Origin of the sequence: Salinibacterium amurskyense (assembly GCF_002797685.1) — a bacterium.
In the GTDB taxonomy this organism is placed as follows: domain Bacteria; phylum Actinomycetota; class Actinomycetes; order Actinomycetales; family Microbacteriaceae; genus Rhodoglobus; species Rhodoglobus amurskyensis.
This window is the reverse complement of record NZ_PGFH01000002.1, coordinates 248,192-273,713: the sequence shown is the minus strand read 5'-3', so window position 1 is coordinate 273,713 and position 25,522 is coordinate 248,192. Positions and strand designations below refer to the sequence as shown.

22 protein-coding genes are annotated in these 25,522 nt (G+C 61.4%); 9 read left to right on the top strand and 13 right to left on the bottom strand.

What is annotated here, in order from left to right:
* From CLV85_RS10470 to CLV85_RS10460, 3 genes are read right to left on the bottom strand one after another with little or no spacing between them, the layout of a single operon-like run.
* Positions 1-1,122 carry an adenosine deaminase gene (locus CLV85_RS10470; RefSeq protein ID WP_100389572.1) on the bottom strand — a complete coding sequence of 374 codons (1,122 nt, stop codon included), beginning with the start codon at positions 1,120-1,122 and terminating at the stop codon, positions 1-3.
* A 57-nt stretch (positions 1,123-1,179) separates the two neighbouring features.
* A complete protein-coding gene (locus tag CLV85_RS10465; protein ID WP_100389571.1) occupies positions 1,180-1,863 on the bottom strand; it encodes an IclR family transcriptional regulator in 684 nt (227 codons plus the stop codon).
* Positions 1,863-3,041, bottom strand: a complete 1,179-nt coding sequence (locus tag CLV85_RS10460) for an adenosylhomocysteinase (protein WP_100389570.1) — start codon at positions 3,039-3,041, stop codon at positions 1,863-1,865. Before CLV85_RS10460 ends, CLV85_RS10465 begins: the two co-directional genes overlap by 1 nt.
* A 48-nt stretch (positions 3,042-3,089) precedes the next feature.
* Here CLV85_RS10460 and uriH point away from each other — a divergent pair, with 48 nt between their 5' ends.
* A complete protein-coding gene (gene uriH, locus CLV85_RS10455) occupies positions 3,090-4,037 on the top strand; it encodes a uridine-preferring nucleoside hydrolase UriH (protein WP_100389569.1) in 948 nt (315 codons plus the stop codon).
* A gap of 66 nt (positions 4,038-4,103) precedes the next feature.
* Here the strand turns inward: uriH and CLV85_RS10450 are convergent, their stop codons facing one another.
* The 8 genes from CLV85_RS10450 to CLV85_RS10415 all read right to left on the bottom strand — a co-directional run bounded on the left by CLV85_RS10450 (position 4,104) and on the right by CLV85_RS10415 (position 13,973).
* Positions 4,104-5,639, bottom strand: coding sequence for an MFS transporter (locus tag CLV85_RS10450; protein WP_205030372.1), 1,536 nt, complete (start codon positions 5,637-5,639; stop codon positions 4,104-4,106).
* Between the two features lie 68 nt (positions 5,640-5,707).
* Entirely contained in the window at positions 5,708-7,024 is a 1,317-nt protein-coding gene (locus CLV85_RS10445; protein WP_100389568.1) for a thymidine phosphorylase, read from the bottom strand.
* Complete coding sequence (locus CLV85_RS10440; protein ID WP_100389567.1) at positions 7,017-7,433, bottom strand: cytidine deaminase; 417 nt, start codon at positions 7,431-7,433, stop codon at positions 7,017-7,019. Before CLV85_RS10440 ends, CLV85_RS10445 begins: the two co-directional genes overlap by 8 nt.
* Before the next feature lie 4 nt (positions 7,434-7,437).
* Entirely contained in the window at positions 7,438-8,718 is a 1,281-nt protein-coding gene (locus tag CLV85_RS10435) for an ABC transporter permease (RefSeq protein WP_100389566.1), read from the bottom strand.
* The gene (locus CLV85_RS10430; protein ID WP_189621922.1) at positions 8,718-9,989 is read right to left on the bottom strand and encodes an ABC transporter permease; all 1,272 of its coding nucleotides are present in this window, start codon (positions 9,987-9,989) and stop codon (positions 8,718-8,720) included. Before CLV85_RS10430 ends, CLV85_RS10435 begins: the two co-directional genes overlap by 1 nt.
* Positions 9,986-11,500: an ABC transporter ATP-binding protein gene (locus tag CLV85_RS10425; RefSeq protein WP_100389565.1), complete on the bottom strand. Its 1,515-nt coding sequence runs from the start codon at positions 11,498-11,500 to the stop codon at positions 9,986-9,988. Before CLV85_RS10425 ends, CLV85_RS10430 begins: the two co-directional genes overlap by 4 nt.
* A 123-nt stretch (positions 11,501-11,623) precedes the next feature.
* Positions 11,624-12,721: a BMP family lipoprotein gene (locus CLV85_RS10420; protein WP_244899827.1), complete on the bottom strand. Its 1,098-nt coding sequence runs from the start codon at positions 12,719-12,721 to the stop codon at positions 11,624-11,626.
* A 130-nt stretch (positions 12,722-12,851) separates the two neighbouring features.
* Entirely contained in the window at positions 12,852-13,973 is a 1,122-nt protein-coding gene (locus CLV85_RS10415) for a mannose-1-phosphate guanylyltransferase (RefSeq protein WP_100389563.1), read from the bottom strand.
* 89 nt (positions 13,974-14,062) lie between these two features.
* Here CLV85_RS10415 and CLV85_RS10410 point away from each other — a divergent pair, with 89 nt between their 5' ends.
* The 6 genes from CLV85_RS10410 to CLV85_RS10385 all read left to right on the top strand — a co-directional run bounded on the left by CLV85_RS10410 (position 14,063) and on the right by CLV85_RS10385 (position 19,344).
* Positions 14,063-15,193 (top strand): glycosyltransferase family 4 protein, encoded by a 1,131-nt coding sequence (locus tag CLV85_RS10410; RefSeq protein ID WP_100389876.1) that lies wholly within the window; start codon positions 14,063-14,065, stop codon positions 15,191-15,193.
* 69 nt (positions 15,194-15,262) lie between these two features.
* Positions 15,263-15,697 carry a MerR family transcriptional regulator gene (locus CLV85_RS10405; protein ID WP_100389562.1) on the top strand — a complete coding sequence of 145 codons (435 nt, stop codon included), beginning with the start codon at positions 15,263-15,265 and terminating at the stop codon, positions 15,695-15,697.
* A gap of 214 nt (positions 15,698-15,911) precedes the next feature.
* Positions 15,912-16,322 (top strand): succinate dehydrogenase, cytochrome b556 subunit, encoded by a 411-nt coding sequence (sdhC, locus tag CLV85_RS10400; protein ID WP_373296763.1) that lies wholly within the window; start codon positions 15,912-15,914, stop codon positions 16,320-16,322.
* A gap of 2 nt (positions 16,323-16,324) precedes the next feature.
* Positions 16,325-16,771 (top strand): succinate dehydrogenase, hydrophobic membrane anchor protein, encoded by a 447-nt coding sequence (sdhD, locus tag CLV85_RS10395; RefSeq protein ID WP_100389560.1) that lies wholly within the window; start codon positions 16,325-16,327, stop codon positions 16,769-16,771.
* Complete coding sequence (gene sdhA, locus CLV85_RS10390) at positions 16,772-18,586, top strand: succinate dehydrogenase flavoprotein subunit (RefSeq protein ID WP_189621923.1); 1,815 nt, start codon at positions 16,772-16,774, stop codon at positions 18,584-18,586.
* Entirely contained in the window at positions 18,586-19,344 is a 759-nt protein-coding gene (locus tag CLV85_RS10385; RefSeq protein WP_100389559.1) for a succinate dehydrogenase iron-sulfur subunit, read from the top strand. The genes sdhA and CLV85_RS10385 overlap by 1 nt, the downstream gene beginning before the upstream one ends.
* Positions 19,345-19,529: 185 nt before the next feature.
* Here CLV85_RS10385 and CLV85_RS10380 read toward each other — a convergent pair whose 3' ends face one another.
* Positions 19,530-21,146: a sigma-70 family RNA polymerase sigma factor gene (locus CLV85_RS10380; protein ID WP_244899826.1), complete on the bottom strand. Its 1,617-nt coding sequence runs from the start codon at positions 21,144-21,146 to the stop codon at positions 19,530-19,532.
* Between the two features lie 608 nt (positions 21,147-21,754).
* A complete protein-coding gene (gene ptsP, locus CLV85_RS10375) occupies positions 21,755-23,401 on the bottom strand; it encodes a phosphoenolpyruvate--protein phosphotransferase (RefSeq protein WP_100389557.1) in 1,647 nt (548 codons plus the stop codon).
* 54 nt (positions 23,402-23,455) lie between these two features.
* Between ptsP and CLV85_RS10370 the strand changes: the two genes are divergently transcribed.
* Together CLV85_RS10370 and CLV85_RS10365 are read left to right on the top strand one after the other, a co-directional pair.
* Positions 23,456-24,583: a YihY/virulence factor BrkB family protein gene (locus CLV85_RS10370; RefSeq protein WP_100389556.1), complete on the top strand. Its 1,128-nt coding sequence runs from the start codon at positions 23,456-23,458 to the stop codon at positions 24,581-24,583.
* Between the two features lie 71 nt (positions 24,584-24,654).
* Positions 24,655-25,515, top strand: coding sequence for an exodeoxyribonuclease III (locus CLV85_RS10365; RefSeq protein WP_100389555.1), 861 nt, complete (start codon positions 24,655-24,657; stop codon positions 25,513-25,515).
* Positions 25,516-25,522 lie beyond the last annotated feature (7 nt).

The following is a 25,522-nucleotide window of genomic DNA, read 5'->3' as shown; positions in this document are numbered from 1 at the left end:
CTACGCTCTCTCGAAACCGACGCTGATTGCCTCGGAAAGCTCGTCGCGTTCTTCGATGGGCAAGAACGCTGCCGCAGCAGCATTGATCTGGAAAACCTCAAGGTCGGTGAGGTCGTATCCGAACGCTTCGGTGAGCAACGCAAGCTCGCGGCTGAGGGTCGTGGCGCTCATGAGGCGGTTGTCGGTGTTGACCGTCACCCGGAATCCAAGCTGGTACAGCAGGTCGAAGGGGTGGTCGATCATTTCGTCGCCCCACTGCTCGATAGCGCCGGTCTGCAGGTTCGACGAGGGGCTCAGTTCGAGCGCGATCTCGCGATCCTTGACCCACTGCGCCAAATCGCCGAGTGTGACGTAGGTGTTCTCGTCGTCTTCGTTCGCGATCGTGATGTCTTCAGCCAGGCGCACCCCGTGGCCGAGGCGAAGCGCGCGACCGTCAAAAAGGGCGCTACGGATGCTGTCGAGGCCATCCGCTTCACCCGCGTGCACGGTGGCGGGCATGTAGTTGTGCGCGAGCAGGTCGAAGGCTCCACGCATGCGGCTCGGCGGGAATCCCGCTTCGGGGCCGGCAATGTCGAACCCGATGACGCCGCGGTCGCGGTGACGAATCGCGAGCTCGGCGATATCGGTGCCGCGCTCGGTCTGGCGCATGGAACTGAGAAGCTGGCCAACGCGGATGCTGCGGCCGCTTGAGCGCACGGCATCCACACCCTCTTCGAGGCCCTGCTGCACGGCGCTGACGACCTGATCGAGGTCGAGCCCCTTCTGCAAGTGCTGCTCGGGTGCCCAACGGATTTCGCCGTAGATGACGCCGTCGGCGGCGAGGTCGTGAACGAATTCGCTCGCGACGCGCTTGAGGCCCTCAGTTGTTTGCATGACGGCGATGGTGACGTCGAACGTTTTGAGGTAGTCGACGAGAGAACCGGAGTCGGCCTGACTCGAGAACCACGACGTGAGTTTCGCAGCGTCGTTCTCGGGAAGTTGGTAGCCGATTTCGTCAGCCAGCTCCACGATTGTCTGGGGACGAAGCCCGCCATCAAGGTGGTCATGCAGGGAGATCTTGGGTAGCGCAGTGATGCTAGCGCCGCCTCCGGGCATTACGAAATTCTCAACAGCGGCGTTCATACCTACAAATCTACCGTGCCGATCACTGAAAGCGCCCTGTGGCTTCGCTGGATGACGTTACGATCCTGTGAAAGCTTCCTCGCTGAGCAAATTCGAGATTTCTTTCACCGCTGCTGTCGTCAGCTTTCGCACGCTTTCGGGGTCGACTTCGCTGAAGGTCGTGGCGACGTATGGCACCGTGAGAGCTGCGACGACGAGCCCGTTGGCTCCGATGATCGGCGCAACGACATCCGTGATTCCTGGCTGCAAGCTGTCGGCGTGCACGGAGGCTTCGGGGCGTTGACCGGCGGGCGCTGATAGCACCCCACCCGTTGCGGTCGTCGTGATGCCGAAGCCGGCTCCGACGCGCACCCGGAAGCCAAAGTCTGCTGGTGATTCAACCTGAGCGATGACCCGTACTTCGGTGCCATCAATGACTGAGAGATTGCATGACTGGCGCGCTGCTTCAGCGAGCCCCTGCATGATCGGCAGTGCGACGCTGATGAGACCGCGCAGCGGCGGATGCCGGTGAGCCAGTTCAAACAGCTTCATCGCCAGCACATAAAGCCCCGACTGCTTGTCGCGAAACACGTAGCCGCGTCGCTCCAGCGTCGCGAGCACGCGGAAGATCTGGCCGGTGCTGCGACCGGTGGCTTCGGCGATCTCTGATTGGCTCAACGAGCCGGAGGTCGCGGCGAGAAGTTCCAGGATGTCCAGCCCCTTGTCGAGGGCGGGAGCGGTGTATTCGGGAGCCTTTGACACTAGCGATCCGCCTTCATCGTGGCGAGCATCCGCCGGGCAATCTCACGGTTGATCGAGTCGGGCACGGGCTGCGCTCCGGCGACGAGCGTGTCAGTGGCGGTGGCAACCTGTTCGAGTGAGAGCACTTGCAAGAGGAAGCCGAGATCCATTGACTCGATCGAGTTGCCCTTGGGCTCGCGGCCAGCAAGGTTCATCATGCGGCCGTCGGCAATGAGCGTGACGTGCCGCTCGCCCGGCAGATCGATGCGCTCGATGGCGGTGTCGATTTCGGTGCTGCCGGTGGCCAGCGCCCGCAGTGCCGGAACGTCGATCTCCCACGGGAAGTGACCGCAGTTCACGAGCATGGCACCATCGGCGACCCGGTCAAAGAACTCGGCGCCCAGAATTTGTGGATGCCCTGTAGCCGTAATGAACACCTCGCCCCAGTCGGCAAGGTCGAGCACGTTTGCCACGCGGTAGCCGTCAAGCGCGGCTTCGAAGGCTTTGATCTCGTCGACTTCGACGATCGCAACTTTGCCGCCGAGCGCTCTCAGGTAGTGGGCGACTCCGCGACCGCACCAGCCGTAGCCCGCGACCACGAAGCGGCGACCGGGCACCATGAGGTTCGTGATGCGCATAAAGCTTTCCACCACCGATTGACCGACGGCGTGCTTGTTCTCACCAATTGCTTTCAACGGACTGTCGTTGATCACGATGACGGGATACGGCACCTGATCAGCAAGTTCGTCGCGCAGGCGGTAACCGCCGGAGGTGGTTTCTTCGGTGCCGCCCACGATCTGCGCGCCGCGACCGGCAGCCACGATGCCTGCGACAAGATCAGCACCATTGTCGAGAAGGATGTCTGGCTCAGCGGCCACAACGCTCGCGACGTTGGCGTGGTGCTGCTCAAGGGTGTCATCGCGCGCACCAAAGATGGTCATCCCCTGGTCGCGCAAGAAGGCGACGATGTCGTCTTGGGTAGAACCGTGGTTGCCGGTGGCCACGATCTCGGCTCCCCCGACGGCGAGGGTTTCGAGAAGTACGGCTGTCTTCGGCTCAAGGTGAAGAGACATTCCAATGCGGTGGCCGGCGAAGGGCTGGCTCTCGGCGAACCGCTCGCGCACGTCGGCCAGAAGGGCCATGCGAGAGCGAATCCACGTGAGACGGGCAGCAGCGCGAGCGATCAGTTCGTCAGTCATATCGTCACTCTACATATATGAAGAGAGTTTTCATATATGCTTTTTGCTATGGCTGAAAAAATTATTCTCGACTGCGACCCCGGGCACGACGACGCGATTGCGATCCTGCTCGCCCACGGCAGCCCCAACATCGAACTGCTCGGCGTGACCACCGTGGTGGGCAACCAGACCATCGAGAAAGTCACCCGCAACGCCCTTGCTGTTGCACGCGTCATCGGCATGACCGATGTTCCTTTCGCTCGTGGCGCCCACCGCCCGCTCGTTCGCGAGGTAGAGGTCGCGGAGTCGATCCACGGCGAGTCCGGCCTCGATGGCCCCGTACTGCCCGAGCCCACGATTGAACTCGACTCGCGTCACGCGGTCGACTTCATCATTGACACTGTGATGTCGAACGAGCCGGGAACCGTCTCGCTCGTTCCCACCGGCGCACTCACCAACCTCGCCCTCGCCGTGCGCAAAGAGCCCCGCATTGCTCAACGCGTCAAGCAGGTCGTCATGATGGGTGGTGGAGTCAACGTCGGCAACTGGAACGCGACGAGCGAGTTCAACATCGTCATTGACCCCGAAGCTGCGCACATCGTGATCAACGAGAGCTGGCCGCTCACCATGGTCGGCATCGACGTCACCCACGATGCTCTCGCTACTGAAGAAGTAGCCGCAAGCATCGCCGCTGTCGGCACCGGCCCGGCCCGTTTTGTGGGTGAGCTGCTCGAATTCTTCGGCGCCACTTACCTTGAAGCTCAGGGCTTCGAGCATCCTCCCGTGCACGACCCCTGCGCCGTGGCCTACCTCATCGACCCCACCGTCATGGAAACCGCCAAGGTGCCGCTGGATGTCGAACTCACCGGTTCCATCACCCTCGGTATGACTGTGGCTGATTTCCGCGCGCCGGCTCCCGCCGACTGCACGACTCAAGTTGCACGCAGCATCGACGTTCCCAAGTTCTGGGGAATGATCGTGGACGCCCTCGAGCGCATCGGCGAACCCAAGCTCTAAATCGCGTGAGCGTGACGGATGCGGCGACCGACTTCGGTTCGCCGCATCCGTCGTTTCCGGCGTGCTCTACGCGGTTGCGAATGTTCGTTCGCGCCGCTTGCGGGCGCCGAGGTCAACAACGCCAATGAGAATAGCGATGGCAAAAAACACCGTCGTCGCGATCATGCCCATGCCGTACGCGTGGTGGTACAGCTCAACGGTGCTTTCGCCGCTGTTGCGCTCGTTGTAGAGCGTTGAGTAAAACAGTGAGAGCGCTACGGCGGTGCCGATCGCGGTTCCGATGCGCTGCCCCAGTTGCCCCACGGATCCCGCCAAGCCGCCTTCGAGCGGCGGGATGTCGTGCAGCGTTAGCGTCTGGTTGGGCGAGATCACAAGGCCGCCACCCGCGCCGCCAATGAACATCGCCGCCGCCATCACGAACGGTGTGAGCGCCGGCGGAGTAAGAATTGCCGCGGCCATGAGTACGCCGATTCCGATCATCAGAATCGCGAGCCCCACGACCACGAGTGAGCGACCGTAGCGTTCAACGAGAATACCGCCGCGCCACGACGAGAACGCGCTCGTCAAGGCGAAGCCGATCGTCACCGTGCCAGCGAAGACAGGCGCGAGCCCCAAGCCCAGCTGCAAGTACAGCGTGGTCAAGAGGAACATCGCGGGCATCGCCGCGAAGTACACGGTCGCGAGTAGGGTGCCGTTGCGGAACGAGCTGATGCGGAAGAGTGTGAGCGGCACGAGGGGCGCGCGTCCGCCAGCCGCGTAGCGGCGCTCCCACCAGATGAACGCCGCGGCAAAAAGTACAAACAGCACCAGCAGCCACCAGCGGTTGGGGTCATCCGTCGGCGCACCGGTCGTGAAGAGGAAGGGCCACATGAGCGCCAGCACCGTGACGCCGAAGATGGCAATCCCCACCGGGTCGAGGTCGAGGCGGGCGTAGGTGGTCTTGGCGGTCGAGGGCAGGATGCGCCAGGCCAACACGAGAGCGATGATGCCGAGCGGAACGTTCATCCAGAAGATGTAGCGCCAGCCGTCTTGGGCGCCGCCGATAGCGATCATGAGGCCGCCGAGCGTGGGTCCGAAGGCGGTTGAGATGCCGATCATGGCACCGAACAAACCAAAGGCTCGCCCGCGTTCCGGGCCATGGAACAACTGCTGAATAAGACCAATCACCTGAGGCATCTGGATGCCGGCCGCGACTCCCTGCAGCAAACGGAACACGAGCAACATGGCCGCATTCGGCGCGAGAGCACAGGCGATACTGGCAACGGTGAAGACCGTCAACCCGATCAGAAACAGGGTTTTGCGCGAGCGCTGGTCGCCGAAGCGCCCGGCCGGCACGAGAATCAACCCGAAGGTCAGCACATAGCCCGAGACGATCAGTTGCAGTTGAGTTGAGGTTGCGCCGAGGGCGTCTTCAATCGAGGGCAGCGCCACATTGACCTTCGACAGGTCGAGAATCGTGATGGCTGCGACCACGACGCAGACCCAGAAGGCGCGCCATTTGGTGGAGTGGTCGATGTCTGTATCGCCAGGGGCAGGAGTAGTGCGCCCGGCAGCGTTCCGCGCTGGTTCAGCGCTGGGAACTGTCTCATCCGCTGTCGTCATTTCAACAACTGTACGTCAGCGGATGAGACCCCTCGTTCAGACGCAGAGTTGCGTCATTAGTGGATTCGTTAGTCGATGCGTCCGGCGATCAGCGGACCACCATCGTGCACGGTATCCCCCTCATCGCCGATGCGGTAAGCACCCTCGAGAGACTCGAGTGCACGCTCGAAACGAGCGGGTTCGTCAGCGTGCATCGTGAAGAGCGGCTCGCCCTTGCGTACGGTGTCACCGGGCTTCGCGTGCAGATCGATGCCAGCAGCGTGCTGCACGGGATCCTGCTTGCGGGCACGGCCGGCGCCCAGACGCCACGCGGCGATACCGAACGGCAGCGCTTCTTGTTCGACGAGAACGCCGTCGCGGTCAGCAGTAACAACGTGGCTTTCCTTCGGCTGCGGCAGGGCAGCATCCGGGTCTCCGCCTTGCGCGCTGATCATGCCGCGCCAGGCATCCATTGCCTGTCCGTTGTCGAGAGCAGCCTCGACATCGGCATCTTCGTGACCGACCTGAGCGAGCATTTCGCGGGCGAGAGCAATCGTGAGCTCACGCACGTCAGCAGGCCCGCCACCAGCGAGAACCTCAACAGATTCGCGCACCTCGTTGGCGTTACCGATGGCAAGACCGAGCGGCACGTTCATGTTCGTGAGCAGGGCAACCGTCTTGACGCCGGCATCCTTGCCCAAGCGAACCATGGTCTCGGCCAGCTCGCGGCTACGGTCGGCGTCCTTCATAAACGCGCCAGAACCGAACTTCACATCGAGCACGAGAGCCGAAGTGCCCTCGGCGATTTTCTTGCTCATGATCGAGGATGCGATCAGCGGGATCGCCTCAACGGTTCCGGTGATGTCGCGAAGGGCATACAACTTCTTGTCGGCCGGAGCGAGACCCGAGCCGGCGGCACAGATAACGCCACCAACGCCACGCAGCTGCGCGTAGAACTCTTCGTTGGTGAGGTCGGCGCGCCAGCCGGGGATGCTCTCAAGTTTGTCGAGCGTTCCGCCGGTGTGACCGAGGCCACGGCCCGAAAGCTGCGGTACGGCGACGCCGAAGGACGCCACAAGAGGAGCGAGCGGCAGGGTGATCTTGTCACCAACGCCACCCGTGGAGTGCTTGTCGGTCGTCGGCTTACCGAGGCCCTCAAAGCTCAGGGTCTCTCCGCTGGCGATCATCGCGAGCGTGAGGTCGCGAATCTCTTCGCGCTCCATGCCGTTGATAAAGATGGCCATCGTCATGGCAGCCATCTGCTCGTCGCCCACGTAACCGCGAGTGTAAGCATCCACGAGCCAGTTGATCTGGTCTGTGCTCAGCACTCCCTTGTCACGTTTGGCGTGGATGAGGTCAACGACGTCGAAACGTTCGACCTGCTTGGCTTCTGCGCTGTTATTCACCGCGGTACTCCTCAAGGGTGCGTGGCCCGAACGCGTCGGGAATTACTTCGTCAATGGTTTTGATGCCCGATACCGTCTCCAGCAGCATGCCTTCGGCAGAGTGCTCGAAGAGCAGCTGGCGACAGCGGCCACACGGCATGAGGGCGTTGCCCTTGCCATCGACGCAGGTGAAAGCAACGAGCTTTCCACCGCCAGACATGTGCAGTGCCGACACCATGGAGCATTCGGCACACAGCGTGAGGCCATAGGAGGCGTTCTCTACGTTCGCGCCCGAAATTACCCGGCCGTCGTCGACGATTGCGGCGACGCCGACCGGGAACTTCGAATAGGGAACGTAGGCGTGAGTGAGGGCTTCTTTGGCGACGAGCCTCAGCGCATCCCAGTCAATTGATTGCGGCTCGATCGTCATAGCGTTACCCCTTGATGTACGGTGTTCCGGATGCTGCTGGCGGCCGCGACTTTCCGACCAGACCGGCAACGGCGATGATCGTCACGACGTACGGCAGCATGAGCATGAACTCGCTCGGCACCGGCGAACCGACAACGCTGAGCGCGTTCTGCAGGTTGCTGGCAAAGCCGAAGAGCAGTGCCGCGAGCGTGGCCTTGATCGGGTCCCAGCGACCGAAGATCACCGCGGCGAGGGCGATGAAGCCGGCTCCCGCCGTAACGTCCTTGCCGAACTGGCCTGTCTGGCTCAGCGTGATGAATGCTCCACCCAGACCAGCGATCGCACCGGCAAGGGCGACGTTCCAGAAACGGGTAAGCGTCACGTTGATGCCGACAGTGTCTGCAGCCTTGGGGTGCTCGCCGACGGCGCGCAGGCGCAGCCCCCAGCGAGTGCGGTACAGCGCGAAGGCCACAGCAGCAACGATGATGTACAGCAAGTACACGATCAGGGTCTGCTTGAACAGAACCGGTCCGATGATCGGGATGCCGCTCAAGATCGGAATCGCGAGCGTCGAGAACCCTTCGGGGTTGTTCAGCTGCTCGGGGTTGTCGGTAAGCCAGGTCGAGTACAGGAAGCCGGTAAGACCGGAGACCAGAACATTGATGACAACACCGACGATGATCTGGTTGACGAGGTACTTGATCGCGAAGACCGAGAGCAAGAACGACACGAGCATTCCGGCAACGGCGGCGGCGAACAAGCCGGCGAATGCAGAACCCGTCAGCGTTCCTACGACAGCGGAAACGAACGCACCGGCAAGCAACTGGGCTTCGATCGCGATGTTTACAACACCAACGCGCTCGGAGATAACGCCACCGAGGGCACCGAATACGAGCGGTACCGCCAGCACGAGCGAGCCAGCCAGCAGCTCAGGCACGCGGAGGGTTTCGTCAGCAGCAGCCCAGGTCAGGAAGCCGGTGAGAGCGAGAATCGCACCCACGATCGGAATCCACTTGGGAACCGTGCGGTCCTGAGAAATCATGAACGCCGAACCGAGCGCAATGAGGGCGGTCAGGATCGTGACGACGATTCCTGTGGCGAGTGCCGGCAGGTGAACGACCGGCAGCTGGATGAGGTCGCTACCCGTGGAGAGGTTGAATCCCGTGGGAGCATCCTCGGCGAAACCGACGAAGAGAACACCAGAGAAGACCGAGACAATCGCGAACGCAATCGGAAGCTTCCAACTGCGACGATCGATCTTCGTTCCCGTCAGGCTCTTGCCTTCAGAAGTTTTGGTGAGAGTCATTAGCTGACCACCTTCTTTGCGCGTGCGCCGGGTTGCGGCAAGCGGAATACAGCACGCACGAGTGGCGGCGCTGCAATAAACAGAACGATGAGGGATTGCACAACAAGAACGATGTCAATCGGGATGCCCTGCGACGCTTGCATCGTGAAGCCACCTGCCTTGAAGGCACCGAAGAGGAGGCCTGCGGCGAAGGTTCCCCACGGCGTCGAACGGCCGAGAAGAGCAACGGTGATGGCGTCGAAGCCGATACCGGCGTCTACTCCAGAGGTGAATCCACTCGTGGTCGTTCCGAGAACCTCGGTGCTCGCCGCGAGACCGGCGTAACCACCCGCGATCAGCATGACGTAGATGTAGATGCGCTCTACCTTGACACCGGCAACGCGAGCCGCGTGCGGGTTGAGGCCGACGGCGCGGAACTTGAAGCCCAAGCTCGAGCGGTCAATCAACCACCAAGCCAAGACTGTCGCAGCGACCACGAGCACGAAGCCCCAGTGAAGTTTAAAGCCGTCGCCGAAGATCGGCTGCAGGATTGCGGTCTCCGATGCCGGCGGCGTCTTCGGGTTATTCGATCCCGGGTTCTTCAGCAGGTCAGTGCGCAGCAGGAAGCTGATCAGGTAGTAGGCAACGTAGTTGAGCATGATCGTCACGATCACCTCGTGCGCACCGGTGCGGGCCTTCAGGAGTCCAGCGATAGCACCCCACAGGGCACCGCCGAGGATTCCCATGAGAACTGCAACGACAACGTGGATGACGATGGGAAGGTCCCACGCGAAGCTGGCGTAACCAGCGAATGCAGCACCGACGATGATCTGACCGCGGCCACCAATGTTGAACAGGCCAACGCGGAAGGCGATTGCTACGCCGAGACCAGCCGCGATAAGCGGTGTCGCGAAGACGAGCGTCTGGGTCAGCGGCTTGATGGCCGAGAGGAAGTCATCACGACGGAAGTCGTAAATAGAGCCTTGGAAGAGCGCGAGGTAGGCGCCACCCACAGCGGAGCCAATCGCGGCGAAGAAGTCGCCCGGACGAGCGAAGAAGTATCCGGCCGTCTCCTGCACATCAGAGTCGGTGAACGCAATGAGCACGCCACCGATCAGGATGGCCAAAACAACGGCGAGCAGTGACAAGACTGCGTTGCCCGAGGTGATCTCGCGGAACGCGTTTGTCCACCGAACGGTGTCTTGGTTGGTCTCAGAGTTCTTGGCAGTCTCAGCTACAACAGCCTCGTCAGAGTTCTGATCTTCGGGTTTCTGGGGTGTTGGCTCGCTCATGCTGCCTCCTCCGTAATGCGTTCGCCAGCCATCATGAGGCCGAGTTTTTCGCGGGGGGTATCCGCAGGCACGATTCCTACAATTTGGCCCTTGTACATGACCGCAATGCGGTCAGCCAAGGACACGACTTCATCAAGCTCGGTGGAGACGACGATCACGGGAACACCACGATCACGCACACCAACGATTTGCTCGTGCACGAACTCAATCGATCCGACGTCGAGTCCACGAGTCGGCTGCGAGACCACGAGCAGTGAAAGTTCGCGGCTCATTTCGCGGGCCAGAACAACCTTCTGTTGGTTACCACCCGAGAGCTTCGAAACGTGCTCGTGGATGCTCTGCGAACGAATGTCGTACGACTCGAGCTTCTCGGTCGCGAACTCGTTGAGCACATCAGTCTGCAGAGTGCCGAATTTTACGAACGGTTCCCCGTCGCTGCGGTCGAGCATGAGGTTTTCGGCAACGCTGAAGCCACCGACCAGGCCGTCGACCGTGCGGTCTTCCGGAACATAGCCGACGCCGGCGTCGAGAATCTGGCGGGCGTTGAGCCCGAGCAATTCGGTGCCGTTGAGCGTGATGGAGCCGGATGCGCGCTCTTGCATTCCGAGCAGCGCTTCGGCGAGCTCGGTCTGACCGTTGCCCTGCACACCAGCGATGGCGAGAATCTCGCCGCCCTGAACGGTAACGCTGAGCTCTCGTACGGAACGGTGGCCCGTCTCATCCGCGATCGACAGCTTGTCGATAACGAGCGAGTTGTCGGTGAGCTGCGCTGGCGCCTTGTCGATCGTCAGGTCAACAGCGCGCCCGACCATGAGCGATGCGAGTTCTTCCTTGCCCGCGTTGGGGTCGGCTTCGCCGACAACCTTGCCGAGGCGAATAACGGTGATGCGGTCGGCGACTTCGCGGACCTCACGCAGCTTGTGCGTGATGAAGACGATCGAGGTTCCCTCGCTCTTGAGCTGACGCATGATTGCCATGAACTCGTCAGTCTCTTGCGGGGTAAGTACCGCGGTGGGCTCATCGAAGACAAGCACCTTGGCTTCGCGAGAGAGCGCCTTGACGATCTCGACGCGCTGCTGCACACCAACAGGAAGGTCTTCGACGAGAGCATCGGGGTCGATGTCGAACCCGAATCGTGCGGAAATATCACGCACGAGGGTGCGGGCGGCATCCAAGTTCAGTAGTCCAGGTCCGTAAACCTGTTCGTGGCCGAGAGCCACGTTCTCAGCGACGGTGAAGACAGGGATCAGCATGAAGTGCTGGTGGACCATGCCGATTCCGGAGCGCATAGCGTCACCGGGGCCCGCGAAGTGGCGGACTTCATCGTCGATGAGGATATCGCCCTCTTCAGCCTGATACAGGCCGTAGAGCACATTCATCAACGTTGACTTGCCCGCGCCGTTCTCGCCGAGGAGGCAGTGGATTTCGCCCTCTTCGACAGTGAGATCAATATGATCATTCGCGATCAGGTCACCGAAGCGCTTGGTAATACCTCGCAGCTCAAGCTTCACAATCTCTCCTCATTGCTGTGATGGCGTCCTCGCCATCGTGGGATTCACAAGATTAGCCTCAGAAGACTAATCCAAAACGAAGGGGGCTGACCCTCTCGAGCCAGCCCCCTCAGTGCTATCTAACTAGTTGAGGTACGACTTCACGGCGATGTCGCCGGAGATGATGCCGTCCTTGACTGCGACGAGCTCAGCTTCGAGCCCTCCGTCAACCTTCGACTCGAAGTCGTGGAACGGCGAGATGCCAACTCCACCGTTCTCGAGCGTTCCGATGTAAGGAGTGGTGTCGAGCGAACCGCTCGATGCCTCGGTGACGACGTCTTCAACTGCAACGCCGATCTGCTTGAGGATCGAGGTGAGGAACAAGTCCGCAGCTGCGGTCTCGGTCTCGGTGAGGTCAGCGTCGACGCCGATCATTGCGATGTCCTTGCCGGAGTCGCGGATTGCCTCAACCGCGCTCTGGAAGATGGGTCCACCGGCGGGAAGCAGAACGTCTGCACCCTGGTCGATCAGGTTCTGAGCTGCTGCACGCGAGTCGGTTCCGGGAGCGAAGGTACCGATGAAGGTTCCGTCCTGCGCTGCGGTGTCCCAACCACGAACCGTAACGTCGGTTCCCTTTTCAGCGTTGTAGTACTCAACACCCTGAGCGGTTCCGTCGAGGAAGATCGAAACGGTGGGGAAGTTCATTCCACCGTACATGCCGACAACACCGGACTTGGAGTAGCTGGCTGCGGCGTAACCGGCGAGGAATGCAGCACCGGCGGTGTCGAAGAGGATCGGCTTGATGTTCGGAGCGTCGATCTCTCCGTCGAAGTCGTTGTCAGCTGCGTCATCAACGATGGCGAAGTTGATGTCGGGGTTGGCGAGCGCGAACTCGACGGTTGCTGCGGAGAGGTTGAATCCGACAGTAACGATCAGGTCGCAGCCCTCGGCTACGAGGCTCTCGATGTTGGGTGCGTAGTCTGCGTCGCTGGTCGACTCAACAGCGTTGAACTCGACACCGAGTGCGTCTGCTGCTGCTTCGATACCTTCGTAACCGAGCTGGTTGAACGACTTGTCGTCGAATCCGCCCGAGTCAGAAACCATGCAGGGAAGGTAGTCAAGCGCTTCGCCCGATCCGGCGTCGGTCTCTTCGGGTGCAGCTGCGCAACCGGCGAGTACGAGTGCGCTGGTGGCAACGAGCGCCATGCCGCTGAGTGCGCGGCCGTGAGTGCTGATTCTCAAGGTGTCCTCCAAGATGCTGTTCGACAGAAATTGTCGAAACATGATGAACCTACGGTACCGAAGAATCAAGTAAACGAATGTGCGAATATGAGCGCCGAAGCCGAATGGTTACAAACGCGAAATCACATCGTCACAAGACGTCGTTACGTCCGGAGATTTTTAGAGCATCCACCACAGATTTCACGCGCTGAGCGTTTGCAGTTGTCGTAACCAGCAAAGCGTCAGGCGTATCGACCACGACAATGTCGTTTACCCCAATTAGGGAAATAAGCCGGTCAGTCTGACTAATGACTACTCCGGTCGACTTGTCGGCCAAAACTCGAGCGTTCTCACCCAAGATCGCGAGGTCAGATTTGCGGCCGCCCGAGTGCAGTTTGGCGATGGACGCGAAGTCTCCGACATCGTCCCAATCGAAGTCGCCGGGCACGACGACAAGCTTTCCCTCTGCCGCTGCGGGCTCCGCAACCGTGTAGTCGATGGCGATTTTGGTGAGGTGGGGCCAGACGGCATCCACTACGGCACCACGCTGTGGGGTATCCCACGCTTCGGCGAGTTCAGTCAGGCCTTCGAGCAGTTCGGGCTCAGCCTTGCCCAGTTGCTCGAGCAGTACATCCGCGCGGGAAATGAACATGCCACCGTTCCACAGGTAATCGCCGCTGGCAACATACGACTGCGCGGTTGCGAAGTTGGGCTTCTCTACGAACGACTTGGCGCCGATCGCGCTCGGAGCACCCTCAATGTCGAGTGCGGCGCCGCAGTGAATGTAACCGAAGCCGATCGCAGGCTCGGTGGGAGTGATGCCGATGGCCGCGATGAATCCGGCGTTGGCGACGGCGATTGATTCCCGCACGCTGCGCCTGAACCCTCGGATGTCACGAATCACATGGTCAGCAGCAAACGATCCAATAATGACGTTGGGGTCGCGCTTGAGCAGAATCGCGGCCGCAAGCCCGATGGCAGCCGAGGAGTCTTTCGGCTCACTCTCGAGCACAACATTGGGGTCGCTGAGTTCGGGAAGCTGCTTTTCGACGGCAGCGCGATGCGCTCGCCCAGTGACAACCATGATCCGGTCGGGCCCAGAAAGCGGTGCGAGCCGATCCCACGTATCGCGCAGCAGGGTTTGCCCCGACCCGGTGAGGTCGTGCAGAAATTTGGGTGCATCCGCGCGCGAAAGCGGCCAGAGCCGTGATCCGATGCCGCCGGCAGGGATCACGCTATAGAAGTTGTCGAACGATGCCTCATGTTGGCTCATGCCTCCACCTTAGACTTCAGCACCCGTTAACTCGCCGGTTATCCACGCCTCGTACCGTCAGCACTACGAGACCGATTGAGGTGCTGATTGTGCGAGTCGTCATTGTGAGCGAAAGCTTTCTTCCCACTGTCAACGGAGTCACGAACAGCGTGCTCAAAGTGCTCGACTATTTGAGTGCCGAAGGCCACGATGCGATTGTGATTTGCCCTTCGGCCGGGGCACCGAAAACCTACGCAGGGTTTCCGGTTCACGCGGTACCGGCTCTGGCTTACCGCCAATTCCCCGTCGGGCTTCCCAATCCGCAGGTGCACAAGCTGATCGCCGACTTTCGGCCCGATGTTGTTCACGCAGCCGCCCCGTTCCTTCTCGGCGCACAGGCGATCTCCTCGGCCAACCGACTCGGCATTCCCACGGTTGCCATTTTTCAGACGGATGTCGCTGGCTACGCTCGCCGCCACCACCTCGGTCAGGCCACGAAACTGGCCTGGCGCATCGTGCGCTGGATCCACGATGGCGCGCAATTGACTCTCGCTCCCTCGAGCACAGCCATGGCCGACCTGCAGGCCATCGGCCTGACGAAGCTCGAGCGCTGGGGCCGCGGCGTTGATCTGGCGATGTATCACCCCGCCAAGAAGCTCTCCCCCGCCACCGCTCGACTGCGCAAACGGCTCGCCCCTCGCGGCGATGTGGTTGTCGGCTACGTCGGACGCATCGCTCCGGAGAAACAAGTGGAACGCCTGCGAGCTCTTCGCGGCCTCACCGGAGTGCGCGTGGCGATCGTGGGAGACGGTTCATCGGTACCTCTTGTTAAGAAGGAGCTTGCCGGCATCCCGGTCACGTGGCTTGGCAAGCTAGGCGGCGAAGAGTTGGCCACGGCGTATGCCGCTTTCGATGTGTTCGCTCACACGGGCACGGAGGAGACCTTCGGCCAGACGCTTCAGGAAGCTCATGCAGCCGGATTGCCGGTCGTGGCTCCCCGCGCGGGCGGGCCAATCGACCTCATCACGCACGGCACGAATGGTTTTCTTTTCGAGCCGGACAACGAGGATGAGTTGCGTGCCTATATCGAGGCGCTCTGCCTTGACCCGGCGCTTCGTGCACGCATGGGCGAGGCTGGCCGGCGAACGGTGCTGAGCAAGTCGTGGAGCGGCATCTGCGCTGAACTCGTCGCGCACTACAACGACGCAATCGCGACGGTGCCGGCGCAGCTCACACGCTAAGCCGGGCGCTCCTCGTTCTCCCAACCGCTTGACCTAGAGTGCACTTTAGGGAGAACAATGAACACCGTTATGACGAACCAGACTGAACAGGTACTCACGATCGGCGAAGTCGCCGCACTGACGGGCGTCACGGTGCACACGCTTCGCTACTACGAAAAAGCGGGGCTGCTTGAAGTGCCCCGCCTTTCGAACGGCCAGCGGCGCTATCGGGAGATGGATGTAAAAGCTGTCGAGTTCATCGGTCACCTTCGCCGCACCGGAATGCCGATTCGCGCGATCCTCGAATACGCCGATCTAGTGCGCAGCGGCAAAGACACTTCGGCAGAGCGGATGCGCCTGCTCGAGCAACACCGCGACAACGTTGCGCGCGAGCTCGCCGAGCAGCACAAGCACCTCGTCGGCATCACGGCGAAGATTGAGTGGTACCGCGCAGCACTCGACCAGGCTGACTCGTCGGATGCTCGCCTCACCGAAACTCTCACCGCAACTGCCTCTACGCCGTAATTATTCGGGCAAGCGCTCATTGGCGCTCCTTAAGTTCCGCAATATTCACGAAAACCTTCGCGAATTCTTGCTATTTAGGGTCGACTGGGAAGCGGCCGTCTATAAGCGGGAATAGAATGGGTAGGTCCGCTGTGCGGACACTCATCGGTCGCGGTGGACGCGACCCAAGACCGCAAGGAGGGTCCTCGTGCCAGAGAAGTCGGCGAGCAACCTAGTGGCGGAGCCGCAGTCGCCGCCCAAGATTCGCTCACCCAAGAGACCTGCTGGCACCCTGTACCGGGGTAACGAGGGCATGTGGTCGTGGGTGTTGCACCGTATTACCGGTGTTTCCATCTACTTCTTCCTCCTCGTGCACATCTTGGACACAGCACTCGTTCGCGTAAGCCCTGACGCCTACAACATCGTCATCGACTCCTACAAGACACCGCTCATGGGTCTTGCTGAGATCGGTCTTGTTGCGGCGATCGGGTTCCATGCGATCAACGGACTGCGCATCATCCTGATCGACTTCTGGGCCTTCGGCGCCAAGCACCAGCGCACCCTGTTCTGGGTCGTCATTGGTATCTGGCTGGTGCTGCTTGCCGGATTCATCCCCCGCCAGCTAATGCACGTCTTCGGAGGTTGAGCATGAGTCTCATCGAAGCCCCTCGCACTCCTACCCGTGGTCGCCGCACTGGCGGCATCAACTGGGAAAAATGGGGATGGATCTACATGCGCGCCTCCGGCGTAGTTCTTGTCGTTCTCATCTTCGGCCACCTTCTCGTCAACATGTTCCTGGGCGAGGGCGTTAAGGCAATCGACTTCGCGTTCGTCGGCGGAAAGCTCTCCGACCCGTTCTGGCAAGTCTGGGACGGCCTGATGCTGTGGCTCGCCCTCATCCACGGCGCCAACGGTATGCGCACGATCGTGAATGACTATGCGACCAACCCGAAGGTGCGCACGGTTCTGCTTGCTGGAATCGCCGTATCGACCATCATCCTGATCGCGCTGGGAACCCTCGTGATCACCACCTTCGACCCCTGCCCAGCCGGTGCTGACCCAGCCCTGCTTGCAAGCTTCTGTGAGGCGCTTTAATTGTCTACGATCAACACCGGCGACATCGCCGACGGAACCGTCATTGACGGAGTCCACTACCACCAGTTCGACATCGTGATTGTGGGCGCCGGTGGTGCCGGTATGCGTGCCGCTATTGAAGCCGGCCCGCACGCCAAGACCGCGGTGATCTCCAAGCTCTACCCCACGCGCTCGCACACCGGTGCAGCGCAGGGCGGTATGGCTGCGGCCCTCGCCAACGTCGAGGACGACAACTGGGAATGGCACACCTACGACACCGTCAAGGGTGGCGACTACCTCGTTGACCAAGACGCTGCCGAGATCCTCGCCAAAGAGGCCATTGACGCGGTCATCGACCTCGAAAACATGGGTCTGCCCTTCAACCGCACCGAAGACGGCAAGATCGACCAGCGTCGCTTCGGCGGTCACACTCGCGAGCACGGCAAGGCTCCGGTTCGCCGCGCCTGCTACGCCGCCGACCGCACGGGTCACATGATCCTTCAGACGCTGTACCAAAACTGCGTCAAGCTCGGCATCAACTTCTTCAACGAGTTCTACGTTCTCGACCTGGTCATGACCGAGGTTGATGGCGTCGAAGAACCCTCCGGCGTTGTTGCCTACGAGCTCGCTACCGGCGAGCTGCACGTGTTCCAGTCGAAGGCGATCATCTTCGCTACCGGTGGATTCGGCAAGATCTTCAAGACGACATCCAACGCTCACACCCTCACCGGTGATGGCGTCGGAATCATTTGGCGCAAGGGCCTTCCGCTCGAAGACATGGAGTTCTTCCAGTTCCACCCCACCGGGTTGGCTGGACTGGGCATCCTGCTCTCTGAGGCAGCTCGAGGCGAAGGCGCGATCCTGCGTAACGCCGAGGGTGAGCGCTTCATGGAGCGCTACACGCCGACGCTCAAGGACCTCGCCCCGCGAGACATCGTTGCGCGCTCGATGGCTACCGAGATTCGTGAAGGCCGCGGAGCTGGTCCCGACAAGGACTACCTGTTCCTCGACATCACTCACCTTGAGCCTGCCGTTATCGACGAGAAGCTGCCAGACATCACGGAGTTCGCCCGCACCTACCTGGGTGTTGAGCCGTACACCGAGCCGGTTCCCGTACTGCCCACCGCGCACTACGCCATGGGTGGCATCCCGACCAACGTTGAAGCTGAAGTTCTGCGCAACAACACGGATGTCGTCAAGGGCCTGTACGCCGCCGGCGAGTGCGCGTGTGTTTCCGTTCACGGTTCTAACCGCTTGGGCACCAACTCGCTGCTCGACATCAACGTCTTCGGAAAGCGCGCCGGAAAGTCGGCCGTTGAGTACGTGAAGACCGCTGAGTTCGTTCCGCTGCCGAAGGATCCTGCTGGAGGCGTCAAGCGCATCCTCGACATGGTCCGCTCCGGTGATGGCACCGAGCGCATTGCTGTGATCCGTAAAGAGTTGCAAGACTCGATGGACCGCAACGCACAGATCTTCCGTACGGATGAAAGCCTCGAAGAGGTTACCCAGCTCATCCAGAAGCTGCGCGCACGCTACAAGAACATTCAGCTCCACGACAAGGGCAAGCGGTTCAACACCGACCTGCTCGAAGCCGTTGAGCTTGGCTTCCTGCTCGACCTCGCTGAAGTACTCGTGTACTCGGCTCGGTCGCGCAAGGAAAGCCGCGGCGGTCACATGCGTGAGGACTACCCCAACCGTGACGACGAGAACTTCCTCGTGCACACGATGGCGTACCTCACCGGCGATCCAGAATCAGAGGAGGCGGGTGACCACATCCGCCTCGACTGGAAGCCGGTAGTGATCACTAACTACCCGCCGATGGAGAGAAAGTACTAATGAGCACTGCCGTCGCTGACAAGAAGCCTGCCGCAGCCGAAGAGATTCCTACCTTCACTGCGACGCTCATCATCCGTCGTTTCGACCCGGATGTTGACGAAGAGCCGCGTTGGGAAGACTTTGACGTCGAACTGTACGCCACTGACCGCGTGCTCGATGCCCTGCACAAGATCAAGTGGGAGCAGGATGGGTCGCTGACCTTCCGCCGCTCGTGCGCGCACGGTATTTGTGGTTCGGATGCCATGCGCATCAACGGCCGCAACCGCCTGGCCTGCAAGACCCTGATCAAGGATCTCGACATCACCAAGCCCATCTACGTGGAAGCCATCAAGGGCCTGCCGCTGGAGAAGGACTTGATCGTCGATATGGAGCCGTTCTTCGACTCCTACAAGGAGATCAACCCGTTCCTGATGGCTGGCGCCACCAAGGGCGGCAAGGAACGCAAGCAGAGCCCCGTTGAACGCGCTCGCTTCGACGACACCACCAAGTGCATCCTGTGCGCTGCGTGCACGTCGAGCTGCCCCGTGTTCTGGACGGACGGCCAGTACTTCGGTCCCGCCGCCATCGTGAACGCTCACCGCTTCATCTTCGACTCGCGCGATGAGGGTTCGCAGGTTCGCCTCGACATCCTCAACGACAAAGAGGGCGTGTGGCGTTGCCGCACCACCTTCAACTGCACCGACGCCTGCCCCCGTGGCATCCAGGTCACGCAGGCAATCGCTGAAGTGAAGCAGGCCATCATTAAGGGCAAGCCGTAACGGCGCACCCGCACTAAACAAGCTCGCCCCTGTCGCTACCTCGGTAGCGACAGGGGCGATTTGTTTGTGAGCGGCCGTCACCCACGGCGACCGCCCACACTGAGTATTCGGGTTACTCACTCAAAGAGACTGGTCTACCGGCACGTTATGACGGCACAACGGGCTGAACACCCCCGAACTGGGGTTTAGTTCAACAGTCGGATGTTGACGCCCTGGTTGGTTCCAGACGACAGGTTAAGCGGCTTGATGAGGTCGTTGATGAGACCGTCGACGACACCAAGGAGTCCTCCGAGAAGGCCACCCGTACCGACGATGCCGGCAAGGTAGTCGCGATCAACGGTCTGGACAAGGTCGAGTGACGAGAGACCTCCGGGGATACCCGTGACGTTGAGAGCGAAGGTTCCATTGCTCGAAACGGTGGTTGTCGCGTAGACGAGGCCGCCGGCCTGAAGAGAGAGATGGGCACCGGGTGTCGCAGTACCTACGAGGTTGAGGTCGATATCAGCGGCGACGACTCCGCCGGGAGCGGTGTGGCCCTCGGGAGGTGCTCCCCCAGTGACGGTGCCAACCACCGCATCCACGAGTCCACCCACTGCCCCACCAACGCCGCCTACGACGCCGCCAAGGCCAGTCCCGAGACCGCCGCCAGCAGATTCTCCAGCGACCGTCGCAGAGTCAATCGAAGGCACGGTAGGAATCGTGAGATTGCTGGGGTCTGCACGGTCGCCGCCGAGGTTGTCATTGACACTTGCCGCGGCTGAAGTGGCGCTGTCGGAGGAGTCGATCGATTGGCTTGATGAGGTGCCGTCGGCCGTTGTGGCCTCCGGGGCAACCGGCGCCAATGCAACGAACGATCCGGAGATCGCGATGGCGGCGGCAACGGTTCCCGCGATAGCGACCGGCATCGCGCCCGCACTCGCGCCGCCCACCGCAGTAACGGCGGTCGCTCCGGCCACGTGGGTTGACGCGACGACGGCTGCTGGCATGGCCGGTGCTGCTGCTGCAGTGAGCGACGCGGCGCCACCCTGCCCGAAGGCGCTCAGGAAGCCTCCGCCTGCAACGCCGCCCAGCAGCATCGGGATCATCACGAGTGCTAGGCGTGAACCAACTTCGTCGACTTCTTCACACACGATCGCGCAGCGAGTGCACGACTCGAGGTGAGCTGAAATTCTCTTTGCATCGCGGCCGCTGAGGCTCTGACGAGCATGCTCGCCAAACTTGGACATGGCCCACTGGCATTCACCGGATGCCGTGGCATCGTTGATGTGAGCCTGCAACCAGGCTTTACGAAGGCCTTCACGCGCACGGTACGACAGCGCAGCGACACTGTTGGCGCTCATCCCCATCAGCGGAGCCACTTCGTGAGGATCCATGCCCTCTACTTCGGTGTACCAGAGCACCGACTGCCAGCGTTCCGGTAGTTCACGGAAGGCTTTTGCGGTGAGCGTGTGGTCGAGGGCGATCGCAATTGGATCGTCAAGCGTGCTGGGGTCTTCGAAGTCTGCGATCTCATCCACTTGTACTTCGCGGGAGGCAGCGCCCCAGGTCGAAGCGAGGTTGCGGATGGTCGTATAGAGGTAAGGGCGGAAGGCTCCTTGCGGGCCGCCACCCGCCAGCACACGCTGGTAAATACGCGCGAACGACTCAGACACGAGATCGTCCGCGTCTATCGACGTGTACTGACGGGCAACACATATACCCGAGCGGTAGTGGCGACTCCAGAGCTCGGCAAAGGCGTTTTGTACCCCCGTACGCGCCTGTGCCAGCAGCTGCTCGTCCGAAGTGGTTAGCTTCGAAGCCACGATTCCGCTCATCCCCCTGATCCATTTCCCGGGCCTCTCTTTTGTCCCTTTGGGGCGAAGGTTATGGAGAAACAACCTTCTTACCCAAAGAGACCGAGTAACCCGTTCTCTATGACGCAGACTATCGAATATTTACAGAAATTTGTGACCCCACTAGGGGGGAACAGATCGTTCTGGCCCGAATAGTGCTGCGTTCTAGCGGCTTTCAGACTAGTGGCGGTGGGGGTGCCACCCGGGGCTCCGCTAGACCACCTACTTTCGCTGAAAGCGCTCTCATCACCGAGATCGCGAGGCCGGGTAGACAGAGCGCTGATCCACTCTTTGGCCGAGGCCCGCGCCCACTTTTGCCGATCAGCACCATTTTTGACCGCGTCGATGAGAGCCACATCGTTCGACAGTTTGTACCCCGATGGACCTTCAGGGCGTTACTGAGAAGCCATCATTTCCGTCGCGAAGACCCACCGTCGGCCGCAGGAATACACCTTTCGGGTGGACCACTTCACGGCATCGCACCCACGGCACGACGCCCGCCGCTCCAGCGTGAACCCCGTTAACGACGAAGTGCCGCCACCCGTTTTGGGGTGGCGGCACTTCGTGTGTTCTAGGTCTTAGGCAGCCTGTGCAGCAGCTTCGCGAGCCGTCGGCCCGGTCGTTGCGTTGATAGCAGCAGCAGCGCGAGCCTTAGCCTGCTCGAGCGTGACCGTCAGCAGCTCGGCGCGCACGTCGGCGAGCGCCGCGGGCGTCATCGAGAGGCTTGTGACTCCGAGGCCGACAAGAACGATGGCAAGCTGTGGATCTGCGGCAGCTTCACCACAGACTCCGACGGGCTTGCCTGCAGCAGCACCAGCGTCTCCGAGCAGCTTGACCATGCGGAGCACTGCAGGGTGCCACGGGTCTTGGAACTTGGCGAGGGTGCCGAGCATCCGGTCTGCCGCCAGCGTGTACTGGGTGAGGTCGTTGGAGCCGATTGAGACAAAGTCACTGCGTTCGGCGACCTGATCGGCGAGAACGGCGAGCGAGGGAACCTCGGCCATGACACCCACGGTGTTGAGGCCAAGTTCGCGGCCCAGGGCGACGAAGTATTCGGTCTCTTCGGCATCCGACACCATCGGGGCCATGACCCAGAGGTCGGCGTCGGTCGCGTTCTGAGCGTTCACGAGCGCGGTGAGCTGGTCGCGCAGGATGTTCTCGTTGACACGGAGCGAGCGAAGGCCGCGCTGCCCGAGGGCGGGGTTTACTTCTTCACCCATGTCCATGAAGCTCAGCGGCTTGTCGGCACCGGCGTCGAGGGCACGAACGACAACCTTCTTACCGGGGAAGTGCTGCAGCATCTCGGTGTATTCCTTCGTCTGCTCTTCGACCGTGGGGGCCGAAGTGGCATCGAGGAACATGAGCTCGGTGCGGAACAGGCCGACACCTTCCGCGCCGAGTTCGACTGCCTGCGCAGCCTCCGAGGGAGTGCCCAAGTTGGCGAGGAGCGGAACGAGGGTTCCGTCTGCGAGAGCACCATCAGTGATGGGAGCGTTTGCTGCGGCGGCAAGCTCGGCGATGCGGGCTTCTGCTGCGGAGACTTGCTCAGCGGTGGGCTCCGTCGTGATGGTGCCGGCACCGGCATCCACAATCACGAGCGTCTCGTCGGCAAGCTCAAGCGCTTCGGCAACACCCATGATGGCGGGGATCGCCTTCGAGCGAGCAAGAATTGCGGTGTGGCTGGTCGGCCCACCCTGGCGGGTAACGAGAGCGAGAACCTTGTCGAGTTCGAGCAGAGCGGTATCTGCTGGGGCGAGGTCGTCGGCCACGAGCACGAACGGCTCATCGCGCTGCGGAACGCCCGGGGCTTCAACGCCACGCAGGCGAGCAACCACGCGCTGGCTCACGTCACTGAGGTCGGTGGCACGTTCGGCCATCATGCCGCCCAGCGAAATCAACATCTCGCGGAACGAAGCGAAAGCCTCAAATACAGCGCGCTCGGCAGCCTTGCCGCCGTCGATCAGCTCGTTCACGCTGTCGAGAATCGAGGGGTCTTCAGCCATCAGGGCTGTAGCGGTAAGAACCTCGTTGGCCTCGGCATCCGCTTTTTCGGCGCGTGCACGCAGGTCAGCAGCCACGAATGTGAGTGCGGATGCTGCCGCTTCTTTTTCTGCTGCGGCGTCGCCTGAATGGCGAGCATCTTTCGGTTCCGGAAGGGGGTCGGGCATCCGCACGACTTTTCCAATGGCAACCGATCGTCCGACTCCAACACCCTGAAGTTCCATGTGATCTGACCTCTCCTCTGAGTTACGCACAGACAGCCTAGCTATTCTTAACGGATGCAGCTTGCGCAACGACTGAAACCGGCCATTGAGTGGGTACTCCAGCTACGCCCCGTGCGTGTCTTCATGCACTACGCGGACAAATTAGGACCACTCCTCTCATCGGGACTTTCCTACCAGGCGATCTTCGCCGTCTTCGCCGCAATCTGGGTTGGTTTCGCTGTCGCCGGCTTTATCGTGCAGGGCGATCCCGTTTTGCTCGATGCGGTCTACAACTTCATCTCCACGAACATCCCCGGCCTCATCGGTGACGGCAGCGGCAACGGGGCAATTAGCCGCGAGACCCTCGCCGATACCAGCATTCTTGGTATCACCGGTGTCATCGCTGCCTTCGGTTTGGCTTTCACGGCGCTGGGCTGGATTGCGTCGGGCCGCGACGCTGTGCGCTCGATGTTTGGGCTGGAAAGCTCCGAAACAAACTTTCTCATCCTGAAGCTCAAGGATGCCGGGCTTGCAATCGGTTTCGGTCTTGCTGTGCTCGTTTCGGCGGGCGTCTCGGTGCTCAGCTCCGCCGCGCTCAACTGGATTCTCGGCCTCGTGTCGATCAATGAAAACTCAACCGCCGGAGTGATCGCCACGCGCGGTGTTGCCCTCGTCATCGTGCTGATTCTCGACACCGCAACGCTAGGAATCTTCTACCGCGTCGTTTCTGGCATCAAGATTCCGTTCCGGATGCTCGCTCAGGGCACCATCATCGCCGCCGTCGCCCTGGGTGCGCTCAAGTTCGGTGGTGGCTTCTTGCTTGAAGGCGCAACCCGCAACCCTCTCCTCGCGTCCTTCGCGGTCATCATCGGTCTGCTGATTTGGTTCAACTTCATCTGCCAGATCATCCTGATTGGCGCTGCTTGGATCGCCGTGGCTGCCGATGATGCGGATCTCGACATCAGCGGTGCTCAGCGTGATGAAGATGCTCCGCGTGCGGTCACACCGACGAAAGCCACCGAAGATGCGAAGGCGAACAAGGCGCAAAAAGCCAACGGGCGACCGCAGCGCGATTCCGCCCGGTCATCTCAGCCGACGACAGCAACAGTGACGGATGACGACGCCCGCGAGCGCGACCGAGCCAATGAAAAGAAGTTCAAGCGCACCTTCTCTCGAATGATGAAGCGCAACAAGAAGAAGTAGCACCCGTTGCAGCGCGCCCGGCATTCACTTCCGGGTGCCGCACGGTCGGTGCGCGTCGGTAGTCTTGAGGCATGGCAACACGTCTTCGCATCGCATCCGTCAACGTCAATGGTGTTCGCGCCGCCTACCGCAAGGGCATGGGCGACTGGCTGGATGCCCGGGACATCGACATTCTGGCGCTGCAAGAGGTTCGCGCCGCCGACGCCGATATCGAAGGGCTGCTCGGCGATGGCTGGAACATCCTGCACGATGCCGCGACCGCAAAGGGCCGCGCAGGAGTCGCGCTGGCCTCACGCAAGGGGTCTGCGGCATCCGCCCCTCTTGCTCACCGCGTAGCGCTCGGCGCCGACGACTTCGACAGCGCTGGCCGCTGGCTCGAAGCCGACTTTGACGTCGACGGTACGACCGTCACTGTTGTCAGCACCTACGTTCACTCGGGCGTTGTTGACACCCCGAAGCAAGTAGAGAAGTACAAGTTCTTAGAGGCCATGCTCGTACGCCTGCCCGAGCTTGCCGCCCACAGCGACCACGCCCTTATCGTCGGCGACCTCAATGTTGGTCACCGCGAGCTCGACATCAAGAACTGGCGTGGCAACCGCAAAAAGGCCGGCTTCCTGCTCGAGGAGCGCGCCTACTTCGACCGCTTCTTCGGCGCCGCTGGCGAGACCATCGAATGCGTTGACGGCACGACCGCACCCGGCCTCGGCTGGGTGGATGTCGGCCGCCAGTTCGCTGGTGAAGTCGACGGGCCTTACACCTGGTGGTCGCAGCGCGGCCAAGCTTTCGACACCGACACTGGTTGGCGTATCGACTACCACGTCGCCACCCCCGCGCTTGCAGCCACCGTTGCGGATTACCGCATCGACAAGGCCGGCGCCTGGGATGAGCGCTGGAGCGATCACGCTCCCGTCGTTGTTGACTATTCGATCTGAAAGAATT

Excerpts from the sequence above, each read along its gene's own strand:
- CLV85_RS10415 (WP_100389563.1), bottom strand. The coding sequence starts at position 13,973 with ATGAGCCAACATGAGGCATCGTTCGACAACTTCTATAGCGTGATCCCT.
- CLV85_RS10440 (WP_100389567.1), bottom strand. The coding sequence starts at position 7,433 with ATGACGATCGAGCCGCAATCAATTGACTGGGATGCGCTGAGGCTCGTC.
- CLV85_RS10435 (WP_100389566.1), bottom strand. The coding sequence starts at position 8,718 with ATGACTCTCACCAAAACTTCTGAAGGCAAGAGCCTGACGGGAACGAAG.
- CLV85_RS10405 (WP_100389562.1), top strand. The coding sequence starts at position 15,263 with ATGACGAACCAGACTGAACAGGTACTCACGATCGGCGAAGTCGCCGCA.
- CLV85_RS10365 (WP_100389555.1), top strand. The coding sequence starts at position 24,655 with ATGGCAACACGTCTTCGCATCGCATCCGTCAACGTCAATGGTGTTCGC.
- ptsP (WP_100389557.1), bottom strand. The coding sequence starts at position 23,401 with ATGGAACTTCAGGGTGTTGGAGTCGGACGATCGGTTGCCATTGGAAAA.
- CLV85_RS10430 (WP_189621922.1), bottom strand. The coding sequence starts at position 9,989 with ATGAGCGAGCCAACACCCCAGAAACCCGAAGATCAGAACTCTGACGAG.
- CLV85_RS10460 (WP_100389570.1), bottom strand. The coding sequence starts at position 3,041 with ATGACTGACGAACTGATCGCTCGCGCTGCTGCCCGTCTCACGTGGATT.
- CLV85_RS10450 (WP_205030372.1), bottom strand. The coding sequence starts at position 5,639 with ATGACGACAGCGGATGAGACAGTTCCCAGCGCTGAACCAGCGCGGAAC.
- sdhD (WP_100389560.1), top strand. The coding sequence starts at position 16,325 with ATGAGTCTCATCGAAGCCCCTCGCACTCCTACCCGTGGTCGCCGCACT.
- CLV85_RS10370 (WP_100389556.1), top strand. The coding sequence starts at position 23,456 with ATGCAGCTTGCGCAACGACTGAAACCGGCCATTGAGTGGGTACTCCAG.
- CLV85_RS10385 (WP_100389559.1), top strand. The coding sequence starts at position 18,586 with ATGAGCACTGCCGTCGCTGACAAGAAGCCTGCCGCAGCCGAAGAGATT.
- uriH (WP_100389569.1), top strand. The coding sequence starts at position 3,090 with ATGGCTGAAAAAATTATTCTCGACTGCGACCCCGGGCACGACGACGCG.
- CLV85_RS10470 (WP_100389572.1), bottom strand. The coding sequence starts at position 1,122 with ATGAACGCCGCTGTTGAGAATTTCGTAATGCCCGGAGGCGGCGCTAGC.